14 protein-coding genes and 1 pseudogene are annotated in these 19,041 nt (G+C 73.5%); 7 read left to right on the forward strand and 8 right to left on the reverse strand.

The window, feature by feature from the left end; genetic code table 11:
* Positions 1-24: 24 nt before the first annotated feature.
* Together IEY56_RS17830 and IEY56_RS17835 are read right to left on the reverse strand one after the other, a co-directional pair.
* Entirely contained in the window at positions 25-1,362 is a 1,338-nt protein-coding gene (locus IEY56_RS17830) for an acylneuraminate cytidylyltransferase (protein ID WP_189038201.1), read from the reverse strand.
* Positions 1,363-1,534: 172 nt separating this feature from the next.
* Positions 1,535-2,899 carry a DUF6716 putative glycosyltransferase gene (locus IEY56_RS17835; RefSeq protein WP_189038295.1) on the reverse strand — a complete coding sequence of 455 codons (1,365 nt, stop codon included), beginning with the start codon at positions 2,897-2,899 and terminating at the stop codon, positions 1,535-1,537.
* A 316-nt stretch (positions 2,900-3,215) separates the two neighbouring features.
* Here IEY56_RS17835 and IEY56_RS17840 point away from each other — a divergent pair, with 316 nt between their 5' ends.
* The 3 genes from IEY56_RS17840 to IEY56_RS17850 all read left to right on the forward strand — a co-directional run bounded on the left by IEY56_RS17840 (position 3,216) and on the right by IEY56_RS17850 (position 6,119).
* Positions 3,216-4,202: a glycosyltransferase family 2 protein gene (locus tag IEY56_RS17840; protein WP_189038202.1), complete on the forward strand. Its 987-nt coding sequence runs from the start codon at positions 3,216-3,218 to the stop codon at positions 4,200-4,202.
* Positions 4,203-4,327: 125 nt separating this feature from the next.
* Positions 4,328-5,698 carry a polysialyltransferase family glycosyltransferase gene (locus tag IEY56_RS17845; protein WP_189038296.1) on the forward strand — a complete coding sequence of 457 codons (1,371 nt, stop codon included), beginning with the start codon at positions 4,328-4,330 and terminating at the stop codon, positions 5,696-5,698.
* A 103-nt stretch (positions 5,699-5,801) separates the two neighbouring features.
* A complete protein-coding gene (locus IEY56_RS17850) occupies positions 5,802-6,119 on the forward strand; it encodes a hypothetical protein (protein ID WP_189038203.1) in 318 nt (105 codons plus the stop codon).
* A gap of 31 nt (positions 6,120-6,150) precedes the next feature.
* Here IEY56_RS17850 and IEY56_RS17855 read toward each other — a convergent pair.
* Together IEY56_RS17855 and IEY56_RS17860 are read right to left on the reverse strand one after the other, a co-directional pair.
* Positions 6,151-7,555: pseudogene (locus IEY56_RS17855) on the reverse strand (GntP family permease).
* 134 nt (positions 7,556-7,689) lie between these two features.
* A complete protein-coding gene (locus IEY56_RS17860) occupies positions 7,690-8,187 on the reverse strand; it encodes a gluconokinase (RefSeq protein ID WP_229711995.1) in 498 nt (165 codons plus the stop codon).
* A 246-nt stretch (positions 8,188-8,433) separates the two neighbouring features.
* Between IEY56_RS17860 and IEY56_RS17865 the strand changes: the two genes are divergently transcribed.
* Positions 8,434-9,156 (forward strand): FadR/GntR family transcriptional regulator, encoded by a 723-nt coding sequence (locus tag IEY56_RS17865; RefSeq protein ID WP_189038205.1) that lies wholly within the window; start codon positions 8,434-8,436, stop codon positions 9,154-9,156.
* A gap of 28 nt (positions 9,157-9,184) precedes the next feature.
* On the opposite strand, the gene IEY56_RS17870 is transcribed toward IEY56_RS17865, so the two are convergent.
* Both IEY56_RS17870 and IEY56_RS17875 read right to left on the reverse strand, forming a co-directional pair.
* Entirely contained in the window at positions 9,185-11,263 is a 2,079-nt protein-coding gene (locus IEY56_RS17870) for an elongation factor G (protein ID WP_189038206.1), read from the reverse strand.
* Positions 11,264-11,463: 200 nt separating this feature from the next.
* Positions 11,464-12,909 (reverse strand): amidase, encoded by a 1,446-nt coding sequence (locus IEY56_RS17875; protein ID WP_189038207.1) that lies wholly within the window; start codon positions 12,907-12,909, stop codon positions 11,464-11,466.
* Positions 12,910-13,028: 119 nt separating this feature from the next.
* On the opposite strand from IEY56_RS17875, the gene IEY56_RS17880 reads away from it, so the two are divergent.
* The 3 genes from IEY56_RS17880 to IEY56_RS17890 all read left to right on the forward strand — a co-directional run bounded on the left by IEY56_RS17880 (position 13,029) and on the right by IEY56_RS17890 (position 16,238).
* Entirely contained in the window at positions 13,029-13,760 is a 732-nt protein-coding gene (locus IEY56_RS17880) for an HAD family hydrolase (RefSeq protein WP_189038208.1), read from the forward strand.
* 118 nt (positions 13,761-13,878) lie between these two features.
* A complete protein-coding gene (locus IEY56_RS17885) occupies positions 13,879-15,201 on the forward strand; it encodes an MFS transporter (RefSeq protein ID WP_189038209.1) in 1,323 nt (440 codons plus the stop codon).
* A 146-nt stretch (positions 15,202-15,347) separates the two neighbouring features.
* Positions 15,348-16,238, forward strand: coding sequence for a L,D-transpeptidase family protein (locus IEY56_RS17890; protein WP_189038210.1), 891 nt, complete (start codon positions 15,348-15,350; stop codon positions 16,236-16,238).
* A 565-nt stretch (positions 16,239-16,803) separates the two neighbouring features.
* On the opposite strand, the gene IEY56_RS17895 is transcribed toward IEY56_RS17890, so the two are convergent.
* Together IEY56_RS17895 and IEY56_RS17900 are read right to left on the reverse strand one after the other, a co-directional pair.
* Positions 16,804-17,871: a hypothetical protein gene (locus tag IEY56_RS17895; RefSeq protein ID WP_189038308.1), complete on the reverse strand. Its 1,068-nt coding sequence runs from the start codon at positions 17,869-17,871 to the stop codon at positions 16,804-16,806.
* A 299-nt stretch (positions 17,872-18,170) separates the two neighbouring features.
* Positions 18,171-18,821, reverse strand: a complete 651-nt coding sequence (locus IEY56_RS17900) for an RNA polymerase sigma factor (RefSeq protein WP_189038297.1) — start codon at positions 18,819-18,821, stop codon at positions 18,171-18,173.
* Between the last annotated feature and the right edge of the window lie 220 nt (positions 18,822-19,041).

The raw sequence follows: 19,041 nt of genomic DNA on the forward strand, positions 1-19,041 counted from the left end.
CGGCTCGCGCCGCGACGGCACGGGTCAGAGGGAAGGCCCGAGCAGCCAGGCGGCGACCTCGCGGACTGCGCCCGCTCCCCCGGGCGCGGTGGTGACTGCGCGCGCCGCCTCGCGTACGGCGGCGTGTGCGTCCGCGACCGCGACGGGCCAGCCGACGAGGCCGAAGCAGGGCAGGTCGTTGGCGTCGTTGCCGGCGTAGAGCACGCGCTCGGGGGCGATGCCCTTCTCCTCGCACCACTGCTTGAGGGCGAGGTCCTTCCGGTCGATGCCGTGCAGCACGGGGACGCCGAGCTTCCTGGCCCGTGCGGCCACGACCGGGTTCGTCTCCGTGGAGAGGATCAGCAGCTCCACTCCGTCGCGCCGGAGCGCGGCGATGCCGAGGCCGTCGCCGCGGTGCACGGCGACCAGCTCCCGTCCCTCGGAGTCGATCAGCACCCTGTCGTCGGTCTGGGTGCCGTCGAAGTCGAGTACGACCGCGTCCACGTCGTCGCGGGACGGCAGCGCGTGCGGGCGCGCCGCGTCGAGGAGCGGCGCCAGGGCCCGGGCGCGGGCCAGGTCGTGCGGGTCGTCGATCTCAAGGACCCGTGCGGGGTCGGTTCGTACGAGCTCCGTACGCCCGAAGAAGCGGTGCCCGCACCTGCGGAAACCGGCGGCGTCCATGGCGTAGGCGGCGCCCGTCTCCAGCAGGTCCTGCGGGCGGTCCTGGCGGCGCGGGCGGAAGGCCTTGTCGTGGTTGACGCCCACTCCACCCGCGGGAGCGGGAGCGGAGGACCGCCCGGCATGGTCCGCGTCGGTGTCCGCGACGGGGACGGCATCCGCGCCGGCGACAGTGCCCGCGGCGTCCTCGCCGTCCGTGCCGTCCTCGGCCTCGCGCCACACGAAGCCGTGGAACGGGGCGACGGTCAGTGCGCTGTCGGCGCCTCCCCCGGCGACCGCCCCCGCCACCCCGTCCACGTCCTCACGCGTGACGAAGGGGCTGGTGCACTGCACGAGCAGGACCACCTCGGCGGTACGTCCCGAGCGGGCCTCCCAGACGTCGACGGCGTGGAGCACGGCCGCCTCGCTGGACGCGGTGTCGCCGGCCATCTCCGCCGGACGATCGACGACCTGGGCTCCCGCCGCACGGGCCGCGGCGGCGATGCCGGAGTCGTCGGTGGAGACGACGGCGTCCGTCACGAGCCGTGCCGCCAGGCACTCGCGCACCGCCCGCGTCACGAGCGGCGCGCCGCCCACCGTGGCGAGGTTCTTGGCCGGGACTCCCTTGGACCCTCCGCGGGCCGGGATGACCGCCACCACGCGGGGAGCAGCTCCCGCGCCGCCTCCGCCCGCCGCGGGCGTCCCCTGATCGAACGACTCGGTCATGTCGGCTCCTCGGCGGTGCGGTTCGGGGCTGGGCGATTGCGGGCCGGGCCGTTCCGGGCGGTGCGGTCCCGGGCCGGGCGGCGGTCCGGGGTGCGGCTCTGAGCGCCGGGAGTCGTCGGCGTGCGGGGGAAGGCGACGGAGGCCGCGCTGCCGGCGCGGTGCGGGCGGGTGCTCACAGCTCCCCCATGCGGCGGATGACGGGGGCCACGCGCTGGACCCCGTGCCGGTAGGCCCCGCGCGCCGCCTCCCGGACGGCGCCGCGTACCGCCGCGCGCAAGCCGCTCGCGCTCTCGCCGCCCGCGGCCTCCGCCCCGGGAAGAGGGGCGCCGCCGGGGTCGAAGCCGTAGCGGGCGAGGATCCCTGGCAGGTAGCCGGGGGCGGTCGCCTGCGTGTAGTACGGGGCGATCCCCGGGAGGCGGTCGCGCGCGGCGAGTTCGGCGACGCGTTCGCGCGCGGCGTCGAAGGCGTGCTCGTACGGACCGCCCGGCAGCACGCCCTGGTTCGCGGTCCACTCCGGGGAGGCCTCCGGCAGGAAGCCGGCGTCGAGCTGGTCCCACGAGGCGAGGCAGCCCGACCCGAGGAAGTGGTGGTTTCCCAGCGCCTCCCGCACGCCCAGATCGGTCAGCACGGCGGTCGGCACGCCCCGGTGCAGCGCTTCGAGGGCGGCCGTGGAGCTGACCGTCACCAGCAGGTCCGTACGGTCGAGCACCTCCCCCATGTGCCCGTACACGAGGCGGCAGTTGGCGGGGAGCCCGCCGGGAAGGCGCCCAGCGAGCCGCTGGTAGGGCTGCTCCTCGACGTGCGTGGTGTGCTCGCCCGGGCGGCTGCGCAGCTTGACGAGAACCTCGCGCCGGGGGTGTGCGCGGGCGTGCTCGGCGGCCCGCCTCAGCAGGTACGCGCGGTCCGTTCGGCTCGCCGGCACGGAGGGCTGCGCGGCGAAGACGACGGTGAACGGCCGTTCCTCACCCGGCTCGCGGCCCGCGCGGCGCAGCGGGCCCTCGTACGGCGCGCCGCCCAGGAACGGCAGGGCGACCTCCGTGACGGACGAGCCGTCGGCGCCTGCCCCGGCGTAGACGGAGCGGAAACGCCCGGCGTCGTAGCGGGAGTTGGCGAGGACGACGTCGGCGCCGTGCCGCAGCAGCAGCCCGTCGGCGAGCTTCTCGTAGACGACGCCCACGTAGCCGGTGACGATCACCGGGCGGCGTACGGGACGTCCCGCCTGCTCGCCGTCCGCGCCGCCTTCCGGCCGCGCCGCGCGGGCCATCCCGTGCAGCATCGCCTGCACGGCGCCGCCGACGCATGCCAGGACGATCACGTCGTACGCGTCCCGGCCGGCCGCCTCCCGCACGAAGCGCACACCGGTCGTCTCGCACAGCGAGTCGACTCCGACGCCGACCTCGTCGAGCTGGCGCGGCGTCGGCGTGGCCCGTCCGCGCAGCAGCAGGCCGTCGATACGGGCGCCGGGCGTGAGGCGGCGGGCCGTGAGCGCGCCCCATTTCCAGCGGGTGTCGGAATCGGCGAGAACCGCTGTCCGCAGTACGGGCGCGGAGCCGGAGACGCTCGCGGGAAGAGGGGATTCCGCAGAAGCCGCGGAATCCGGGGAAGCCGGGGAAGCCGCGGAATCCGGGGAATCGGACGGAGGGGCGGAACGATTGGTTGATGGCACGTCTCGAACGCTAGAAAGCAATTCCTGAGTACGGCCCAACGCGAATACAACAGCCGGTTAACAGCGCACCGCCGTACGGCCAACCCGTCGGCCCGCCGGGCCCGTTCACCACCTCGCCATACGCCGTTCACCAGCGCGTACACCGCAGGCCACAACGCGGGAGGCGGCCGCCTCTAATGTCGGCCGGGTGGTCAAGCTCTCCGTGATCGTGCCGTTCTACAACGTGCAGTCATACGCCCCGGAAACCCTTCGCAGTCTCTGCGCGAACGCGCGCGAGGACGTCGAATTCATTCTCGTCGACGACTGTTCGACGGACAGTACGCCTGAGATTCTCGCGGGCGCCGAAAAGGACCTCCGCGGGGCCGTCCTCGTCCGGCACGAGCGCAACGGCGGACTCGCTACCGCCCGCAACACGGGGCTCGACGCGGCTCGTGGCGAGTATCTGACCTTCCTCGACGGCGACGACTGGGTCGCACCGGGCTACTACGCCGAGCTGGTCGCCGCCGCCGAGCGGCTGGGCTGCGACTTCCTGCGCACCGACCACGTCCGGTGCACCGCCCGCGCCCGCACCGTGTCCCGAGTGCCGCACGGCCGCCGCGGCACGGTCATGGACCCCCGCGAGGCGATCCTCCCCGCAGGCCGCACCACTTCGGTCGACTACGCGTACGCCTGGGCCGGCGTCTACCACCGCCGGCTGCTGGACCGTGGCCTGCTGCACTTCACGGACGGACTGCGCACCGCGGAGGACCGGCCGTGGATCTGGCGTCTGCACAGGGAGGCGGAGTCGTTCGCGGTCGTCGGCCTGCTCGGTGTCTTCTACCGCCGCGGGGTCGCCTCTTCGCTGACGCAGATCGGGGACGTACGCCAGCTCGACTTCATCCGCGCCTTCGACCAGGTCGTCGAGGAGACCGCGCGCGACCCCGACGCGGAGCGGCTGCTCCCGAAGGCCGTCCGCACGTACTGCGCGATCATCTCCCACCATCTGACCAGCGGCAGGTTCGAGCCCCGCGTGGCCCGCAGGCTGCGCGCGCTCAGCGCCGGCGCCCTGCGGCGGCTGCCCCCTGACGTCCTCGCCGGCGCCCTGGACTCCATGGACGCCGAGCGGGCCTCCCGGCTGCGCCGGCTGCGCCGCCGTCCCGCCGCCATGCGCGCCCGCACAGGTGAGGCCGCGTGAGCGCGGAGCGGCTGCCCCGGGAAGCGGCTGCCCCGGACCCCGGGACAGCCGCCGGAACGGCCCGGAAGGAAGCCCCGGAAGCCGCCATGCCCTCCCCGACGACGACCGGACGAACGACGGACCCGATGCGCACGCAGATCTTCTTCGCCTCGACCCTGTACGGGGCCGCGACGCTGGCCGCCGCCCTGGACGCCGGCCGCTTCTCCACCTCCCGCCGCCCCGGCGGCGAGCCGCCCCGCAGGCTGCTGCTCGTCAGCAACAACGCGGCCAATCCGGAGACTTCACCGCCGCTCGACGCCATGCCGGGCTTCGAGCGGCTGCGCAAGCGGTTCGACGGCGTCCTGTCCTGGAACGAGACCGTCCGGCCGTTCCATCCCGGGGGGTGGTCGCCGCGCGCGGACGACGTCCCGATGTGGGAGCGGTACCTGCGCCTGCTGTGGGGGCTCGGCGACGGCGGGGTCGAACTCGTCCTGGAGTCGATCCAGGTCGAACCCGCCCTGGCCGTCGCCCGGTTGTTCCCCGACGCGCCCATCGAGGTCTACGCCGACGGGCTGATGAGCTACGGCCCGACCCGCAACAAGCTCGACCCCCTCGTCGGCGCCCGCGTGAGGCGGCTTCACCATCTCGACCTGCTGCCGGGCCTGGAGCCGCTGCTGCTGACGGAGTTCGGCGTCGGGGGGCAGGTGGTGCCGGCCGGTGCCTTCACCTCCGTACTGTCCGAACTCGCCCTGGACGCACCGCCGTCGGTGGCGGCGCTGCCCTCCGGCTCCGCCCTGCTGCTGGGGCAGTACATGTCGGCCCTCGGCATCCTCACCCCCGAAGAGGAAGAGGACCTGCACGTGGGCATGTTGCGCGGTGCCGTCCGGCTCGGGCACCGCAGCGTGGTCTTCAAACCGCACCCCGTGGCCCCCGCGCGCACGTCGCGCGCGCTGGAGAAGGAGGCGGGCGAACTGGGCGTCGAACTCCACGTGCTGACCACGCCGGTGCTCGCGGAGGTGCTGTACGAGCGGACGCGTCCGGCCCTGGTCGCCGGCTGCTTCTCCACGGCGCTGCTGACGGCGGCCTCCCTCTACGGGCTGCCCGTCGCGAGCACAGGGACGGACCTTCTGCTGGAGCGGCTCGCGCCCTACCAGAACAGCAACCGCGTGCCCGTCACGCTCGTCGACGCGGCGCTCCCCCGGCTCGACGACCCCGCGTCCGTCGGTGCGTGGCGTGCGCCCGACGCGGCCCGTGTCGACCGCGAACTGGCCGGTCTCGTACGGGCGGTGGGCTTCTGCATGCAGCCGGAGATCCACCCCGGACTGCGCGCCGACGCCGAGCGCTACCTCGCGCGCCACTACGGCCCCCGCACGCGCCGCTACTTCAAGCGCCGCCGCCTCACCGCGCTCGCTCTGCCGGGCGGGGTGCCGCGCCGGCTCGCGTTCGTGCCCCGCAACCGCACGGTCCGACGGCTCGCCCGGCGCGTACGGGCCCTGAAGCGCGCGGCGTCCGGATGATCCGCGAGGGCACGACGGTGCCGCGGAACCGGGCCGGCCGGGACTCACGGACCGGCCGGGCTCATGGGAGCGGTCGCATCCCAACGCGTCGTAATGTCGCGATATGCGCCAGATGCCGTCCGCCGACATGGTCAGCCTGATCTCCTTCCTCGCCGTGTTGCTGATCTTCTTCAGCATCGACGTGCGCTCCAGGGATCCGGCGGCCTCGAAGCCCTGGCACGCGCGGCTCTTCGAATGGGCGTCCCGGGTCGGCGGGATCGCCACGGCCCTGGCCCTGGCGCTGGGGTGGGCGGACCTCTTCCTGCCGGACGAGAACAGCCCGATCCATGTGGCGCTCGTGGCCGCCCCGGGGTCGGTGGCGGTGCTGTGCGCCATCGTGCTGGGGCTGGAGATGCTGTGGCAGCGGGCGGAGTCGCCGTAGCGGGACGATCGGGTCCGGACGTCCGCCGGCCTCAGACCACCGGCCAGAGCAGCAGCAGGAAGACGAGTGCGACCACGGAGATCAGCGTCTCCATGACCGACCAGGTCTTGACGGTCTGGCCGACGCTCATCCCGAAGTACTCCTTCACCAGCCAGAATCCCGCGTCGTTGACGTGGCTGAAGAAGAGGGAACCGGCACCGATCGCCAGCACCAACAGCGCGGACTGCGCGGAGCTCATGTCCGCGGCGAGCGGAGCGACGAGGCCCGCGGCAGAGATCGTCGCCACGGTCGCCGACCCCGTGGCGAGGCGGATGCCCACCGCGATGAGCCAGCCCAGCAGCAGCGCCGGGATCGACCAGTCCTCGGACAGGTCCAGGATCATCTGGCCGATGCCGACGTCGACGAGCGTCTGCTTGAAGCCGCCGCCGGCCGCGACGATCAGCAGGATGCCCGCGATCGGCAGCAGGGACTTCTCCACCGTCGACGTGATGCGTCCCGCCGTGAAGCCCGCGGCCCTGCCCAGCGTGAACATCGCGACGACCACTGCCGCGAGCAGCGCGATCATCGGCGATCCGGCCACGTCCATGAAGCGCCTCACCGGGTCGGCGGGGTCCGCGACCACGACGTCGGCAAGCGCCTTGGCGAGCATCAGCACGACGGGCAGCAGCACGGTCGCGACCGTCACGGCGAAGCGGGGACGGCGTTCCAGGTCCTCCGACGGACGCTGCGGAACAATGCCCTCCGGCGGTTCCACGTGCACGTGCCTGCCGGCGATGCGCCCGAACAGCGGCCCCGAGATCACGAGGGTCGGGACGCCGACGAGCACGCCGAAGGCGAGGGTCACGCCGAGGTTGGCGTCGACGGAGTCGATCGCAGCGAGCGGACCGGGGTGCGGGGGCACCAGGCCGTGCATCACGGAGAGCCCCGCGAGCGCGGGGATGCCGAATCCGCATCAGCGAGTAGTTGCCGCGCTTCGCGACCAGCAGCACCACGGGGATCATCAGGACGATGCCGACCTCGAAGAAGAGCGGCAGGCCGATGATGCCGGCGATCAGCGCCATCGCCCACGGCATGGCCCGTTCGCTCGTCCTGGCGAGGATCGTGTCGACGATCTCGTCGGCCCCTCCGGAGTCGGCCAGGAGCTTCCCGAGGACCGCGCCCAGCGCGATGAGGACGCCCACCCCGGCGACGGTGTCGCCCAGGCCCGTGGAGAAGCTCTCGATCGTCTTGTCCAGCGGGGCGGCCGCGGCCATGCCCAGCACGAGGGTGCCGAGGGTCAGCGCCAGGAACGCGTGGACCTTGAAGCGGGTGATGAGGACGACGATGACGGCGATGCCCGCCAGGGCGGCGAGCCCCAGCTGGACGGTACCGGCCGAGCTGATCGGGTCGACAGGCTCCGGGCCGGCCGCGAGTATCCCGGCGCTGAGGTTGGACACGGCTGATGCTCCGCTTTCTGGTTCCGGTCCGCGCACCGGACGGACGGGGGCAGTCCGGTGCGCGGGGCATGCAGGGGACGGGGGGCGGCCCGGGGCCGGGCCGCCGGCGGGTCGGAGGACAGGGCCGACGCGCCCTAGGGGCCTGCCGGCACCGGGCCCCGCTCGCGGATGACGTCGAGGGCGCGCTCGGTGACCGTGCCGGGGCCGACCCGCACGGAGACGGCCGCTCCCCGCTCGTCGTCCTCCAGCGGTTCGAGCGTGGCGAACTGGGAGTCCAGCAGGCTCGGCGGCATGAAGTGGCCGGGCCGCTGCTCCATGCGCCGCGCGATGAGCGACCGGTCCCCGGTGAGGTGGAGGAAGAACACGTCCGGAGCGGCGGCGCGCAGCCTGTCGCGGTACGCGCGTTTCAGCGCGGAGCAGCTGACCACTCCGCCCAGGCCCGTTCGCGCCGCGGCCCAGCACCCGATGGCGTCCAGCCAGGGCGCGCGGTCGGCGTCGTCGAGCGGGGTCCCGGCCGTCATCTTGGCGACGTTCGAAGCGGGGTGGAAGGCGTCGGCCTCCGCGTAGGGCACGTTCATCGCCTCGGCGAGGAGCGCGCCGACGGTGGTCTTGCCCGTGCCGGCCACACCCATGACCACCACGACCGCGGAGGAACCCGGCCCCTCGGCCGAAGCGCCGCGCGCCGTCGCTTCCGCCGCTGCACTGACCTCGGCACCCATCGCACACCTCGCTGTCCGTCCTCGTCGACCGGGCGCGGGACACTCAACCTCATTACGTCATACGTATTCAATAGCAAGCCGCTAAATAGTCATACTTAATTGGGGTGACGGTCACCACGTACGCTGAGTCCCCGGGGCGGCGACGACGTACGGAGACCCATGACGAGCCAGGCGGAGAGCCGGGGAAGCCGGGATCAGGGCCTGCACGCGCACCTGCTCGCCGCGCTGGGGCCCGCGATCACCGCCGGCGAGTTCCCGCCGGGCACCGTGCTCCGCACCGACGAACTCGCCGACCGGTACGAGGTCTCCCGCACCGTCGTACGGGAGGCGGTCCGCGTCCTGGAGTCGATGCACCTGGTCGAGTCGCGGCGCCGCGTCGGGGTGACCGTGCTCCCCACCGAGGCGTGGAACGTCTACGACCCGCAGGTGATCACCTGGCGACTCGCCGGAGCCGACCGGCCGCGGCAACTGCGCTCGCTGACGATGCTCCGCTCGGCCGTCGAGCCCGTGGCGGCCCGCCTCGCCGCCGAGCTCGCCACACCCGAGGAGTGCGCCGAACTCACCGAGCACGCGCTGGGCCTGGTGCGTACCTCGCGCGGCGAGCAGCTGCCCGGCTACCTCGTGCACGACATCGCGTTCCACCGCGTGATACTGCGCGCCTCCCGCAACGAGATGTTCGCGAGGCTCGGCGACGTCGTCGCCGCCGTCCTCACCGGCCGCACCGAGCACGAGGTGATGTTCCGCGACCCGCGCCAGGCGGCGGTCACGTTGCACGTGCAGGTCGCCGAGGCGGTGCGCGAGGGGGACGCGGCGACCGCCGAGCGCCTGATGCGCACGATCACAGAGGACGCCATGGCGGAACTGGACGTCCTCGCGCCCTGACCGCGACGGCCTCCGCGCCCGTCGCGCGTCAGGCCCCGGCCACCCGCCTCACCACCCGCAGCAGGTACTCCTTCCGGTTCAGCGGGTCGTGGTCGGTGCGCGGCCGTGAGGGGACTGCCCCGCCGGCGACCGGCCGGTAGTGCGAGAAGACGCACTCGAGGACGCCCTCACCGCCGGCCAGCGCGGGCAACCGCTGCTCCAGGGTGTGGATGTTCGCGGCCGGGATCTCCCCTTCCAGCAGGTACGCGGGCCCGTCCGCGGCCGGGACCCCCGGTACGGCGCGCAGCCGCGACAGCACCGGCAGCACGGTCCCGAACGTCTCCGCCGGGATCTCCAGCCGGAAGCGGTGCACCGGCTCGTGGACGGTCGTGCCGGCCCGCTTCAGCGCCTCTATCAGCACCAGCGGCGTCAGCTGGCGGAAGTCCGCGCCGGTACTGGACATGCTCTTGTCGAAGACGGCGTGCGCGTGGCTCTGCCGCGGCGCGTAACCGGAGTGCGTCATGGTCACGGTGCAGTCGGTGACCTGCCAGCCGTGGAGCCCCTCCCGGAGCGTCTCCCGCACGGTCTCCTCCACGGCCCTCATGAACGCGTAGGGCATGGAGCCGAGTTCGACCTCCAGCCCGTATGTGACGCCGCTGCCCTCCGGCGCCGGATCGACGCGCAGCCCGACGGTCGCCAGGAACGGGTTGGGCTCCTTCTTCATCGTCTCGACGGCCGCGCCGGTGCCCGCGGGACGCTCGACACAGATCGTCGTGGACTCGCGGAACTCGACGCCGACTCCGTACTCGTCCGCCAGGGTCGCCTGCACGACCTCTTTCTGCACCTCGCCGTAGAGCGACACGGAGACCTCACCCCGGAGTCCGTCCTGGCGCAGGCCGATCAGAGGGTCCGCCTCTGCCAGTTCCGTCAGCGCGGAGTGCAGCCGTCCCCTGTCCTGCGGGCGGCAGGGGCTGACGACGGTCTCCAGCGTCGGCGGGGCGAAGTGACGGGCTCCGCCGGCGTTTCCGCGCTCCGGCCCGACGGCGTCGCCGATGCGCACCCCGTCCAGCCCGCTGAGCCTGCCGATCTGCCCCGCGGTGACCGATGCGCGGCGCACCGCGGCGCCCCGTTCGAAGACCTCGATCTCCGTGACCTTCCCCTCGGAGCCGCCACCGCTCCCGTTGCCCCCGGCGTCCTCGCCGCAGCCGTCCCCGCCGCGGCCGCCGCTCCCGCCGAAAGGGAGCCGGTCGCGGACCCGTACCGTCCCCGCGTACATGCGCACGTACGCGAACTGCCGGCCGCCCGCGCCGCGTTCGACCTTGAAGACCGTGCCGGAGACCGGGCCCTCACCGTCCCCGGGCGAGGACGGCAGCAGCCCCCTGATGCCGGCGGTCAGCGCCTCCACGCCGGCGCCGGTGATCGCGGAGCCGAAGAAGAGCGGATGGACCAGGCCCTGCCGGGACTGCGCCGCGAGCTGCTCCCGGAGCCGGTCCCGGGGGAGCCCGGCCCCGTCCTCCACGTACGCGGCCAGCAGCTCCTCGTCGTTCTCGGCGAGGAGCTCCGCGGGCTCCCGGCCGGATTCCGCCCCTGCTCCGTCCCAGAGACGCTCGCCGTACGGGACGAAGCAAGCCTCACGGGTGCCGGGCGCGCGGACCGCTCCCATGGGCAGTACGGCCGGGGTCAGCCGTTCACGGACGGCCCGCACGACGTGCCCGTCCTGCGCGCCGCGACGGTCGATCTTGTTGACGAAGACGAGGACGGGGATGCGGAGCCGCTGCAGCGTCCGCATCAGGATGCGTGTCTCCGGCTGCACGCCCTCGACGGCCGAGACGACGAGCACGGCGCCGTCGAGCACGTCGAGGACGCGTTCGACCTCCGCGATGAAGTCCGGATGCCCAGGGGTGTCGATCAGGTTGACGGTGACGTCGCCATCCAGCACGAACGAGACGACCGCGGACTTGATCGTGATGCCGCGCCGCCTCTCCAGCGCCAGGGTGTCCGTCCGGGTGCTGCCGTGGTCGACGCTGCCGACCTCGTCGATGACGCCCGCGGAGTGGAGCAGGCGCTCCGTCAGGCTCGTCTTACCGGCGTCGACATGGGCGAGGATTCCGAGGTTGAGCGTTTTCACCGAGCGTCATGTCCTCTGCGAGAGCGGGAGTTCCTTCCTTCTGGGTGGACATGAACGCTCGCCGCATCTTCGCTCCTCGCTCTCCCGCCGCACGCACGTGCCGGCTCCGTGAGCCCAGCAGAAGGCAGCCGCCGGCGGCAACCGGATTTCGGCGTCCCCGGACGGCTGACGGACCGGTGGCGTGCCGGCCGGCTGAGCGTCTACAGGCCGGCTGGACCGGCTGCGTCCTCGGGCGGCCGGTGCTCGAACCACCGCCGGTCCGCCTCCAGTTGCGCGGCGAGCCGGACGAGGAGAGGCTCGCTGCCCGCCGGGCCGAGAAGCTGCGCGCCGACGGGAAGGCCCGTTCCGGTGAATCCGGCCGGGACGTTGACGCCCGGCCAGCCCAGCACGTTCCACGGCCACGCGTACGGGCAGTGCGCGATCATCGTGCGGTCCGTCTGCCAGCCCGAGAGGTGGGCGAGGTCGCCGATGCGAGGGGGTGGCGTCGCGGTCGTCGGGGCGAGGACGACGTCGAAGCGGCGGAAGATCTTCCCGACCCTGCGCTGCAGCGGAGCCTCCGCCGCACGGGCCGCGCGCAGCGCCGCCCCGCCCAGCAGCTTCCCGGAGCGCGCCGCGCCCCGCGTCCGGGCGTCGAGCAGGGAGAAGTCGGGCGCCCGGAGACTCCATTCGCGGATACCGGCCGTGGCCCGCGGCACGAAGGCCAGCCCGACCGGCCCGTACGCCGGCTCGGCCTCCTCGACCTCGTGCCCGAGTTCCGCCAGCCGCTCCGCCATCCCGGTGACCGCCGCCCGTACCTCGGGGTCGAGCGACTTCCGGGTCGCCGTCCAGGGCGGGCGGACGGAGAGCGCGACACGCAGCCGCCCCGGGTCCCTGCCGGCCTCGGGCAGCACCTGGACCGGAGCCGGACGGTGGAGATCGCCCTCGGCGCTGCCCGACGCGACGTCCAGCAGCAGCGCCGCGTCCTCGACGGTGCGGGCCAGCGGGCCGAAGACGGTGATCCCCTTGAACGCCTCGGGTTCGGGCCACGTCGAGATCCGGCCGCGCTGCGGTTTGATGCCGACGAGATGCGTCCACGCGGCGGGAATGCGGATGGACCCGGCTCCGTCCGAGCCCAGCGCCGCCGCGACGAGCCCCGCGGCGACCGCGGCCGCCGAGCCTCCGGACGAGCCGCCCGGCGTGTGGTCCCGGCTCCACGGGTTGCGGGTGTCGCCGAAGGCGGGGCCCTCCGTGAAGGGCCACTGACCCAGCTCGGGCGAGTTCGTCTTGCCGACGACGACGGCTCCGGCGGCACGCAGCCGCCGCACGCACTCGCTGTCCGCGTCCTTCGGCGGGAAGTCCCCGGGGCAGCCGAAGGCGGTGGGCTCACCGGCGACGTCCACGTCGTCCTTCACGGCCACCGGCACGCCCAGCAGCGGCAGCCGCCCGCCGCGCGCAAGCTGCCTGTCGGCGCTGTCCGCCTCCGCCAGAGCCGCCTCCTCCCGCACGCGCCGGAAGGCGTTGAGCGTCGGCTGGGTCGCGGCGATCCGGGCCAGAGCGCGCTCGGTCAGCTCCCGCGCGGTCACCTCACCGGCGGCCAGGGCGGCCGCCTGCCCGGCGAGACCGCGCGACTCCCGCGGTTCCGCCTTCGGAAGAGCGTCCGTGCTCACAGCACTCCCTGTCCGGGGCCCTCCGCCGGGGAGAACCCCTTACTCGCCGGTAATACGCTCTCTCATCCTGCGCTCTCCAGCCGCGCAGGGCAACGGCGCGGTGCGATAGGAAGCAACGCATGACCACACACGTCGTATGCGGGCCCGAAGGGCCCCTCCGCGCCCGCACGTCACCGCCGCCCCCGCCCCTGCGGGCCGTGCTCTTCGACTTCTCGGGGACGCTCTTCCAGATAGGCGGCTATGCGGACCGCATCCGTGCCGCGCTGCCGCGGCCCCTCGGCGAGCGGGAACTGGACACCGTCCTCACCGAACTGGAGAAGGGCCTCTCGGACCCCGCCGTGGTCGAGGCCCAGCGCGGACGGGACGTCTCCTCGGCGGCCCACCGGCACGCCTTCACCACCTGGTACGCCTCCGCGACCGCCCTCGCCCCGTACGCGGACGCGCTCTACGAGCAGCTTCAGGCTCCCGAGCACTGGCGCCCGTACGCCGACACGGAGGCAGTCCTGACGCGCCTCGCCGAGGAGGGGACGGCCATGGGCGTGGTCAGCGACGTCGGCTGGGACCTGCGCGGCACCTTCGCCCACCACGGCCTCGCGCACTACTTCTCGGCCTGGGTGCACTCCTACGAGCACGACACGGAGAAGCCGGACCCGCGCCTCTTCCGTACCGCCTGCGCGACGCTGGGCGTACCGCCCGAGGAGACGCTGATGGTCGGCGACCATCCCGCCAAGGACGGCGGCGCCGCGGCAGCCGGTCTCCGCGCGTACGTCTTCCCCGCCGGGGCGTCCCCTGGCGGGGAACGCGGCCTCGACGCGGTGTTGCACCTGCTGGAGGGGAGCCGGAGATCCTGATGCGGTGAACTCCCGCCCCGGCGGCGTCCGTTTCACGGCACCGCCGGGTCCGGCGGACCCGCGCACATGGCCGGTCCTCGTCTCACCGGCGGCGTACGCGCTGCCGAAGGATGGCGCCATGGAGAAGACGGACGGGTCGGCCGTCGCCGGTGCCGCCCGGACGGAGCGGGGCCGGCTGGGGGTGCTGAGGCAGCGGGAGTTCAGACTTCTGTGGCTGGGCGAGACGGCCAGCGGCCTCGGCACCGGCATGACGCTCGTCGCCCTGCCGCTGGTCGCGGTGGTCGTCCTCCGCGTCGACGCCACGGCGGTCGGAGTGCTGAGCGCCGCGCTCTGGCTGCCCTGGCTGCTGATCGCGCTGCCCGCGGGCGCCTGGGTCGACAGGCTGCGCAAGCGGCCCCTCATGATGGTCTGCAACGTCGTCAGGGCGGTCCTCTACGCGAGCATCCCCGTCGCCGCCTGGCTGGACGCCCTCACCTACGCCCACCTCCTCGTCGCCGCTCTGGGGTCCGGCGCGGCGACCGTCCTCTTCAAGACCGCCTACCAGGCGTTCCTGCCGGAGGTGCTCGACGGCCCCGACCTGGTCGAGGGGAACGCGAAGCTGCAGGGCAGCGAGGCGGGGACGCAGGTCGTCGGCCGGGGAGTCGCCGGGCCGGTCGCGCAGGCGTTCGGCGCGGTGCTCGGCCTGCTCCTCGACGCGGTGACCTTCCTCGTCTCGACGGCGTGCCTCGCCGTGATGCGCGTCCGCGAGAGGCCGGCTCCCGGCCAGGAGAACGGCACGCGCACGACGCTCCGCCGGCAGATCGGTGCCGGACTCCGCTTCGTCTTCGCCGATGCGTACCTGCGGACGCTGGTGACGTACGCGGCGCTGGTCAACCTGGCCGTCATGGGCGCTCAGGCCGTGCAGGTGGTCTTCCTGGTGAGGACCGTGGGCGTGGGCCCGACCACGGTCGGCCTCCTCGTCATGGCCAGCGCGTTCGGAGGGGTGCTGGGCGCGTTGCTCGCCGTGCCCGTCTGCCGGCGGCTGGGCACCGCCCGGGGGTTGCTGGTCACGCAGATGCTCACCGGGCCCTTCGCGCTGCTCGTCCCCCTGACCCGGCCGGGAGCGGGGCTGCTGTTCTTCGGCGCGGGCTGGTTCGCCGTCTCCGCGGGAATCGTCGCGGGCAGCGTGGTGGTCGGCACTTTCCGCCAGCGCTACTGCCCGCCCCCGCTGCTCGGCCGCATCACCGCGACCTCGCTCTTCCTCAACCACGGCGTCATTCCCGTGGGTTCGCTCCTGGGCGGCGTTCTCGGCGACGTGCTCGGCCTGCGGCCCACCATGTGGATCATGACGGCGCTGCTCGCACCGTGCTGGCTCGTCCTCGCGGCGGGGCCGGTCCGCGGGCAGCGCGAACTGCCGGAACGCAGCGAGGTGTTGCCTGCCGCGGGCAAGGCGGACGGGTGACCGGCCGCCCCCGCACGCCTCCGCCACCCCCAGCCACGCCGCGCGAGGTTCGTTCACGTGCCGCGCTGGGAATGCAACGGACGGTCGGTGTCGAGTGTTTCGGTCCGTAGAGGTCCGGAATGTCCTTGAGAGTTCCGGGGGTTCGGATGGCGGGGGTACAGCTCAGGAAGCGCGGCGGCCTGGCGGTCACGGCGGCCGTCCTCGCGGGGACGGGCCTCGTCGTCGGCACGACGGCGGGCTGCAAGGCGCAGGCGACGGACGGCGCGCCCATCCGCGTCACGAAGACCTCGGTACCGCCGGAACCGCCGGTCAAGACGGAGCGGCCCGCACCGGACGCCAAGCCCCCGGAGAAGGACGCGTCCCGCGCCGGCGAGACGCAGCCGCCGAAGCGCGCCGCCGTCACCGACCCGGTGCTGATGAGCACCGGATCGCAGGGCGCCAGGGTCCGTGAACTACAGGCGCGCCTGCGGAAGCTGGGTCTCTTCGACCGCAACCCCACCGGCTACTACGGGCCGGTGACCAGCGCGTCGGTGAAGGGCTTCCAGCGGCAGCAGGGCATGAGCGTCACGGGCAACGCCACGTCCCGCACCTGGAACACACTGAGGGCCCGCACCTCGCCGCCCGTCCGCGACGAGATGTACCCGCCCACCACCCGCCCGCTCGACGACCCGGACCCGCGCTGCCTCACCGGGCGCGCCCTGTGCGTCAGCAAGAAGAGCCGCACCCTGGCCTGGTACGTGGACGGCAAGCTGCGTTCGGCGATGGACGTGCGCTTCGGCTCGGCGTACACCCCTACGCGGGAGGGGAAGTTCGGCGTCACCTTCAAGAGCAAGGACCACGTCTCGACGATCTACGACACCCCCATGCCGTACGCGCTCTTCTTCAGCGGCGGCCAGGCGATCCACTACTCCGCGGACTTCGCGGCGCGCGGCTACCAGGGCGCCTCGCACGGCTGCGTCAACGTGCGGGACAAGAAGAAGATCGCGGCACTCTTCGCTGAGGTGAAGAAGGGCGACAGGGTCGTCGTCTACAAGTGACGGACCGGGCCGGAGGAGGGGCGGGGCGCCGCAGGGAGGGCCTCCACGCGGGAGCCGCTCGGCATGATCCCCGATGGGGCGCGGGCGGGACCGGGGGAACGTGTCCCGCCCGCGCCATTGCGCGAGCCCGAAGGTACGGGGGGAACCTCGGACTTGTCGCGCAGCCGATGACCAGTCGGCTCACTTCTCACTGCGTCGTGCAGCTTGAAAATGTCACACCAGTATTCAACTAAATCGTGTGACGTACATCACAACCGCCCCTGACCTCGGAGACCCCCCTGACCGGCGGTAACACGCGGCTCGTAAAGGGGTCTCGGAACCGGTCCGCACGGGGCCGCCCGGGCGGGCCGGAAAACACACGCTGCCCCAGCCCCCGGGGTGCGCGGAGGGCTGGGGCAACCAGCGAAATTCGCCATGGAGAAGCCTCCCGCTGCCCGGAGCGGGCGCTCCCGGCGCGAACCGGACCGTCCGCGCGGAGACTCGCGCGTGACACCGGGCGCCGAGCCGGAGCGTGTCACGGCGTACGCGTCACGGAGGACGTGTCATGCCCTCGCGACGGCTCGGCTCAGGTCTGCGAGGGGGCGCCGAGCGGCTCGTCGGTGCCGCTCGGGACCGAGTCGCCCGAGTCGCCGTCCCCGTCGCCGCCGCTGGAACCGTCGGCGCCGCCGTTGCTGGGCGTACCCACACCGCCGGAGTCGCCGCCGGAGTCGCCGCCGTCCGAACCTCCGGTATCACCACCGGAGTCGCCGCCCGAATCACCGCCGCCCGGACCGCCGCCGCCCGGGCCACCGCCGCCGGGGCCGCCGCCCCCGCCGACGTCGCCGTTTCCGCCTGAATCCCCGGGGGTGCCGATGCCGCCCGAGTTCCCGGGACCACCGGACTGCGAGCCGCCGCCGTCGTGCTTGTCGCAGAACTTCTGCACGCCCGCCGGGCCGCCCGCGACGGCCTCCAGCTTCAGCCGGTCGCTAAGGGAGAGTTCGTGGTCCTCGTAGGCCGCGCAGAGAGCTCGCGCGATCGCCTTCTTCTCGGCCTCCGACAGCCCCTTGCCGTCTTCCGGCCACTTGCCGTTCTTGCCCTTGCCGTCCTTGCCTTTGCCCTTACCCGCGAGGTCCTCGCCGCTCGGCGAATCCGACGGCCCCGACTTGCCACCCTCGCGGGTGCCGCGTCTTGGTCCGTTGTTCTCGTCGGGGCTGCCGTCGCCGCCGCCCAGGGCGGCGTCGCGGTCACCCCCGCTCGGGCTCGCCAGCGGTGACACACTCGCCGCGGGCGTACCGCCCCCGCCGAACGGCGTCGGCAGGACGCCGGTGGTGGCGGCGACCGCGACCCCGCCGAGAGCACAGCCGGCCACGGCCATGGCGAATCCCGCGCGCAGGGGGCGTCCGCCGAGGGACACGAGGCGGCCGGCGCCCGGCCTGCGGCCGCGGCGCTCGCGCGCGGCGAGCCGGCCCACGACTGTTCCGGATTCCGCCGGCCCGGCCCCGATCTCGACGGCCCCGCTGCGCACCGTCTCGGCGTGTGCCGCACGGAAGGCCGCGAGCGCCGCGGCCTCGCCGGGAAGCTCGGCGGGAGCGCCGGCATGTACGCCGTGCGCCGCGCCCGTACGGTGCCGCGCGGAGGAGGAGATGTGGGGCATCGCTGTCTGCTCGGCCGCCAAATCACCGAGCAACGACGCGAGCCGATCGGCGGGATGGCGTTCCGGCTGGCCCGCCGGCCGCGTCACACCCGCTTCGCTGAGGGCACGGCCGTCGGCGGCCCAGGAAGGTGCCGTCTTGCCGGGCCGTGCAGAAGTGCTGGTGGGGGACGGTTCAACGTTGTCATGGGCCTCGCCCCGGCGCCCGTCGTCCTGCGCGCTACGCGCATTGACCGACGCGCCGCGAAGCAGTCTCTCCGCAACTTCGTCGTCCAGCCACCTGTACCGGTCGTCGTCCGCCATCACGTTTCCCTCAGCGTTCGCGAGGCCTTATGCGTCACACCGCGGCCCGTGTCCCACTGGGACGCTCCCCGGCCCTCCGCCGGTTCTGCGGAATCCCCGCCGGTTTCGTCGAGAAGTTCGGCGAGCTTGCGAAGGCCCCGGTGAGCGGCCGTGCGGACCGCCCCCGAACGCTTGCCGAGGACCTGCGCGGCGCTCTTCGCGTCGAGGCCCACGACGACCCGCAGCACCACCGCCTCCGCCTGGTCCTGGGGGAGGCGGGAGATCAGCGCCATCGTCCGTCCGGTGCCGAGCGCCTCGAGAGCCTCGTCGGCGGTGTCGACGCCCGCCGGGAGGACGGCCAGGTCGCTCTCGTCCCCGCCGATGGCGGGCCGGCGGCCCCGAGAACGCAGGTGGTCCAGGGCGCGGTTGCGCGCGATGCGCGCGGCCCACCCCCGGAAGCGGTCGGCGTCGCCGCTGAAGCGGCTGATGTCGCGCGCGATCTGCAGCCAGGCCTCCGAGGCGACGTCCTCGGCGTCCGGCTCGCTGACGAGGGTGCGGACATAGCCGAGCAGCCGCGGGTGCACAGCCCGGTACACAGTGCGGAAGGCGACTTCGTCCCCGCCCTGTGCCGCGCGTACCGCGGCGGTCAACTCCGCGTCGTCCCCCTGCACGCCCGTGTCTCGCCCCACTCCGCGATGTCCCAACGGATCTGGTCACGCCCCTGGTCGGGCGCCTCTCTGCCGTGTCGCTCTTGCCTGCGATTTCTGTCCGCACCGACCAGCATCGATGCGAGAGCACGCTAAGGCCAAGTGTGCGTCATCGTCCACGTAAGTTGACCACGTAACAGAATGAGGGCCGCGAACGCTGTTAGGAGTACGGGCCTGCCCCTGG

It is taken from the genome of Streptomyces daqingensis (assembly GCF_014645895.1).
Taxonomy (GTDB): domain Bacteria; phylum Actinomycetota; class Actinomycetes; order Streptomycetales; family Streptomycetaceae; genus Streptomyces; species Streptomyces daqingensis.

Excerpts from the sequence above, each read along its gene's own strand:
- IEY56_RS17865 (WP_189038205.1), top strand. The coding sequence starts at position 8,434 with ATGACGAGCCAGGCGGAGAGCCGGGGAAGCCGGGATCAGGGCCTGCAC.
- IEY56_RS17830 (WP_189038201.1), bottom strand. The coding sequence starts at position 1,362 with ATGACCGAGTCGTTCGATCAGGGGACGCCCGCGGCGGGCGGAGGCGGC.
- IEY56_RS17890 (WP_189038210.1), top strand. The coding sequence starts at position 15,348 with ATGGCGGGGGTACAGCTCAGGAAGCGCGGCGGCCTGGCGGTCACGGCG.
- IEY56_RS17845 (WP_189038296.1), top strand. The coding sequence starts at position 4,328 with ATGCGCACGCAGATCTTCTTCGCCTCGACCCTGTACGGGGCCGCGACG.
- IEY56_RS17880 (WP_189038208.1), top strand. The coding sequence starts at position 13,029 with ATGACCACACACGTCGTATGCGGGCCCGAAGGGCCCCTCCGCGCCCGC.
- IEY56_RS17850 (WP_189038203.1), top strand. The coding sequence starts at position 5,802 with ATGCGCCAGATGCCGTCCGCCGACATGGTCAGCCTGATCTCCTTCCTC.
- IEY56_RS17895 (WP_189038308.1), bottom strand. The coding sequence starts at position 17,871 with ATGCCCCACATCTCCTCCTCCGCGCGGCACCGTACGGGCGCGGCGCAC.
- IEY56_RS17885 (WP_189038209.1), top strand. The coding sequence starts at position 13,879 with ATGGAGAAGACGGACGGGTCGGCCGTCGCCGGTGCCGCCCGGACGGAG.
- IEY56_RS17860 (WP_229711995.1), bottom strand. The coding sequence starts at position 8,187 with ATGGGTGTGGCCGGCACGGGCAAGACCACCGTCGGCGCGCTCCTCGCC.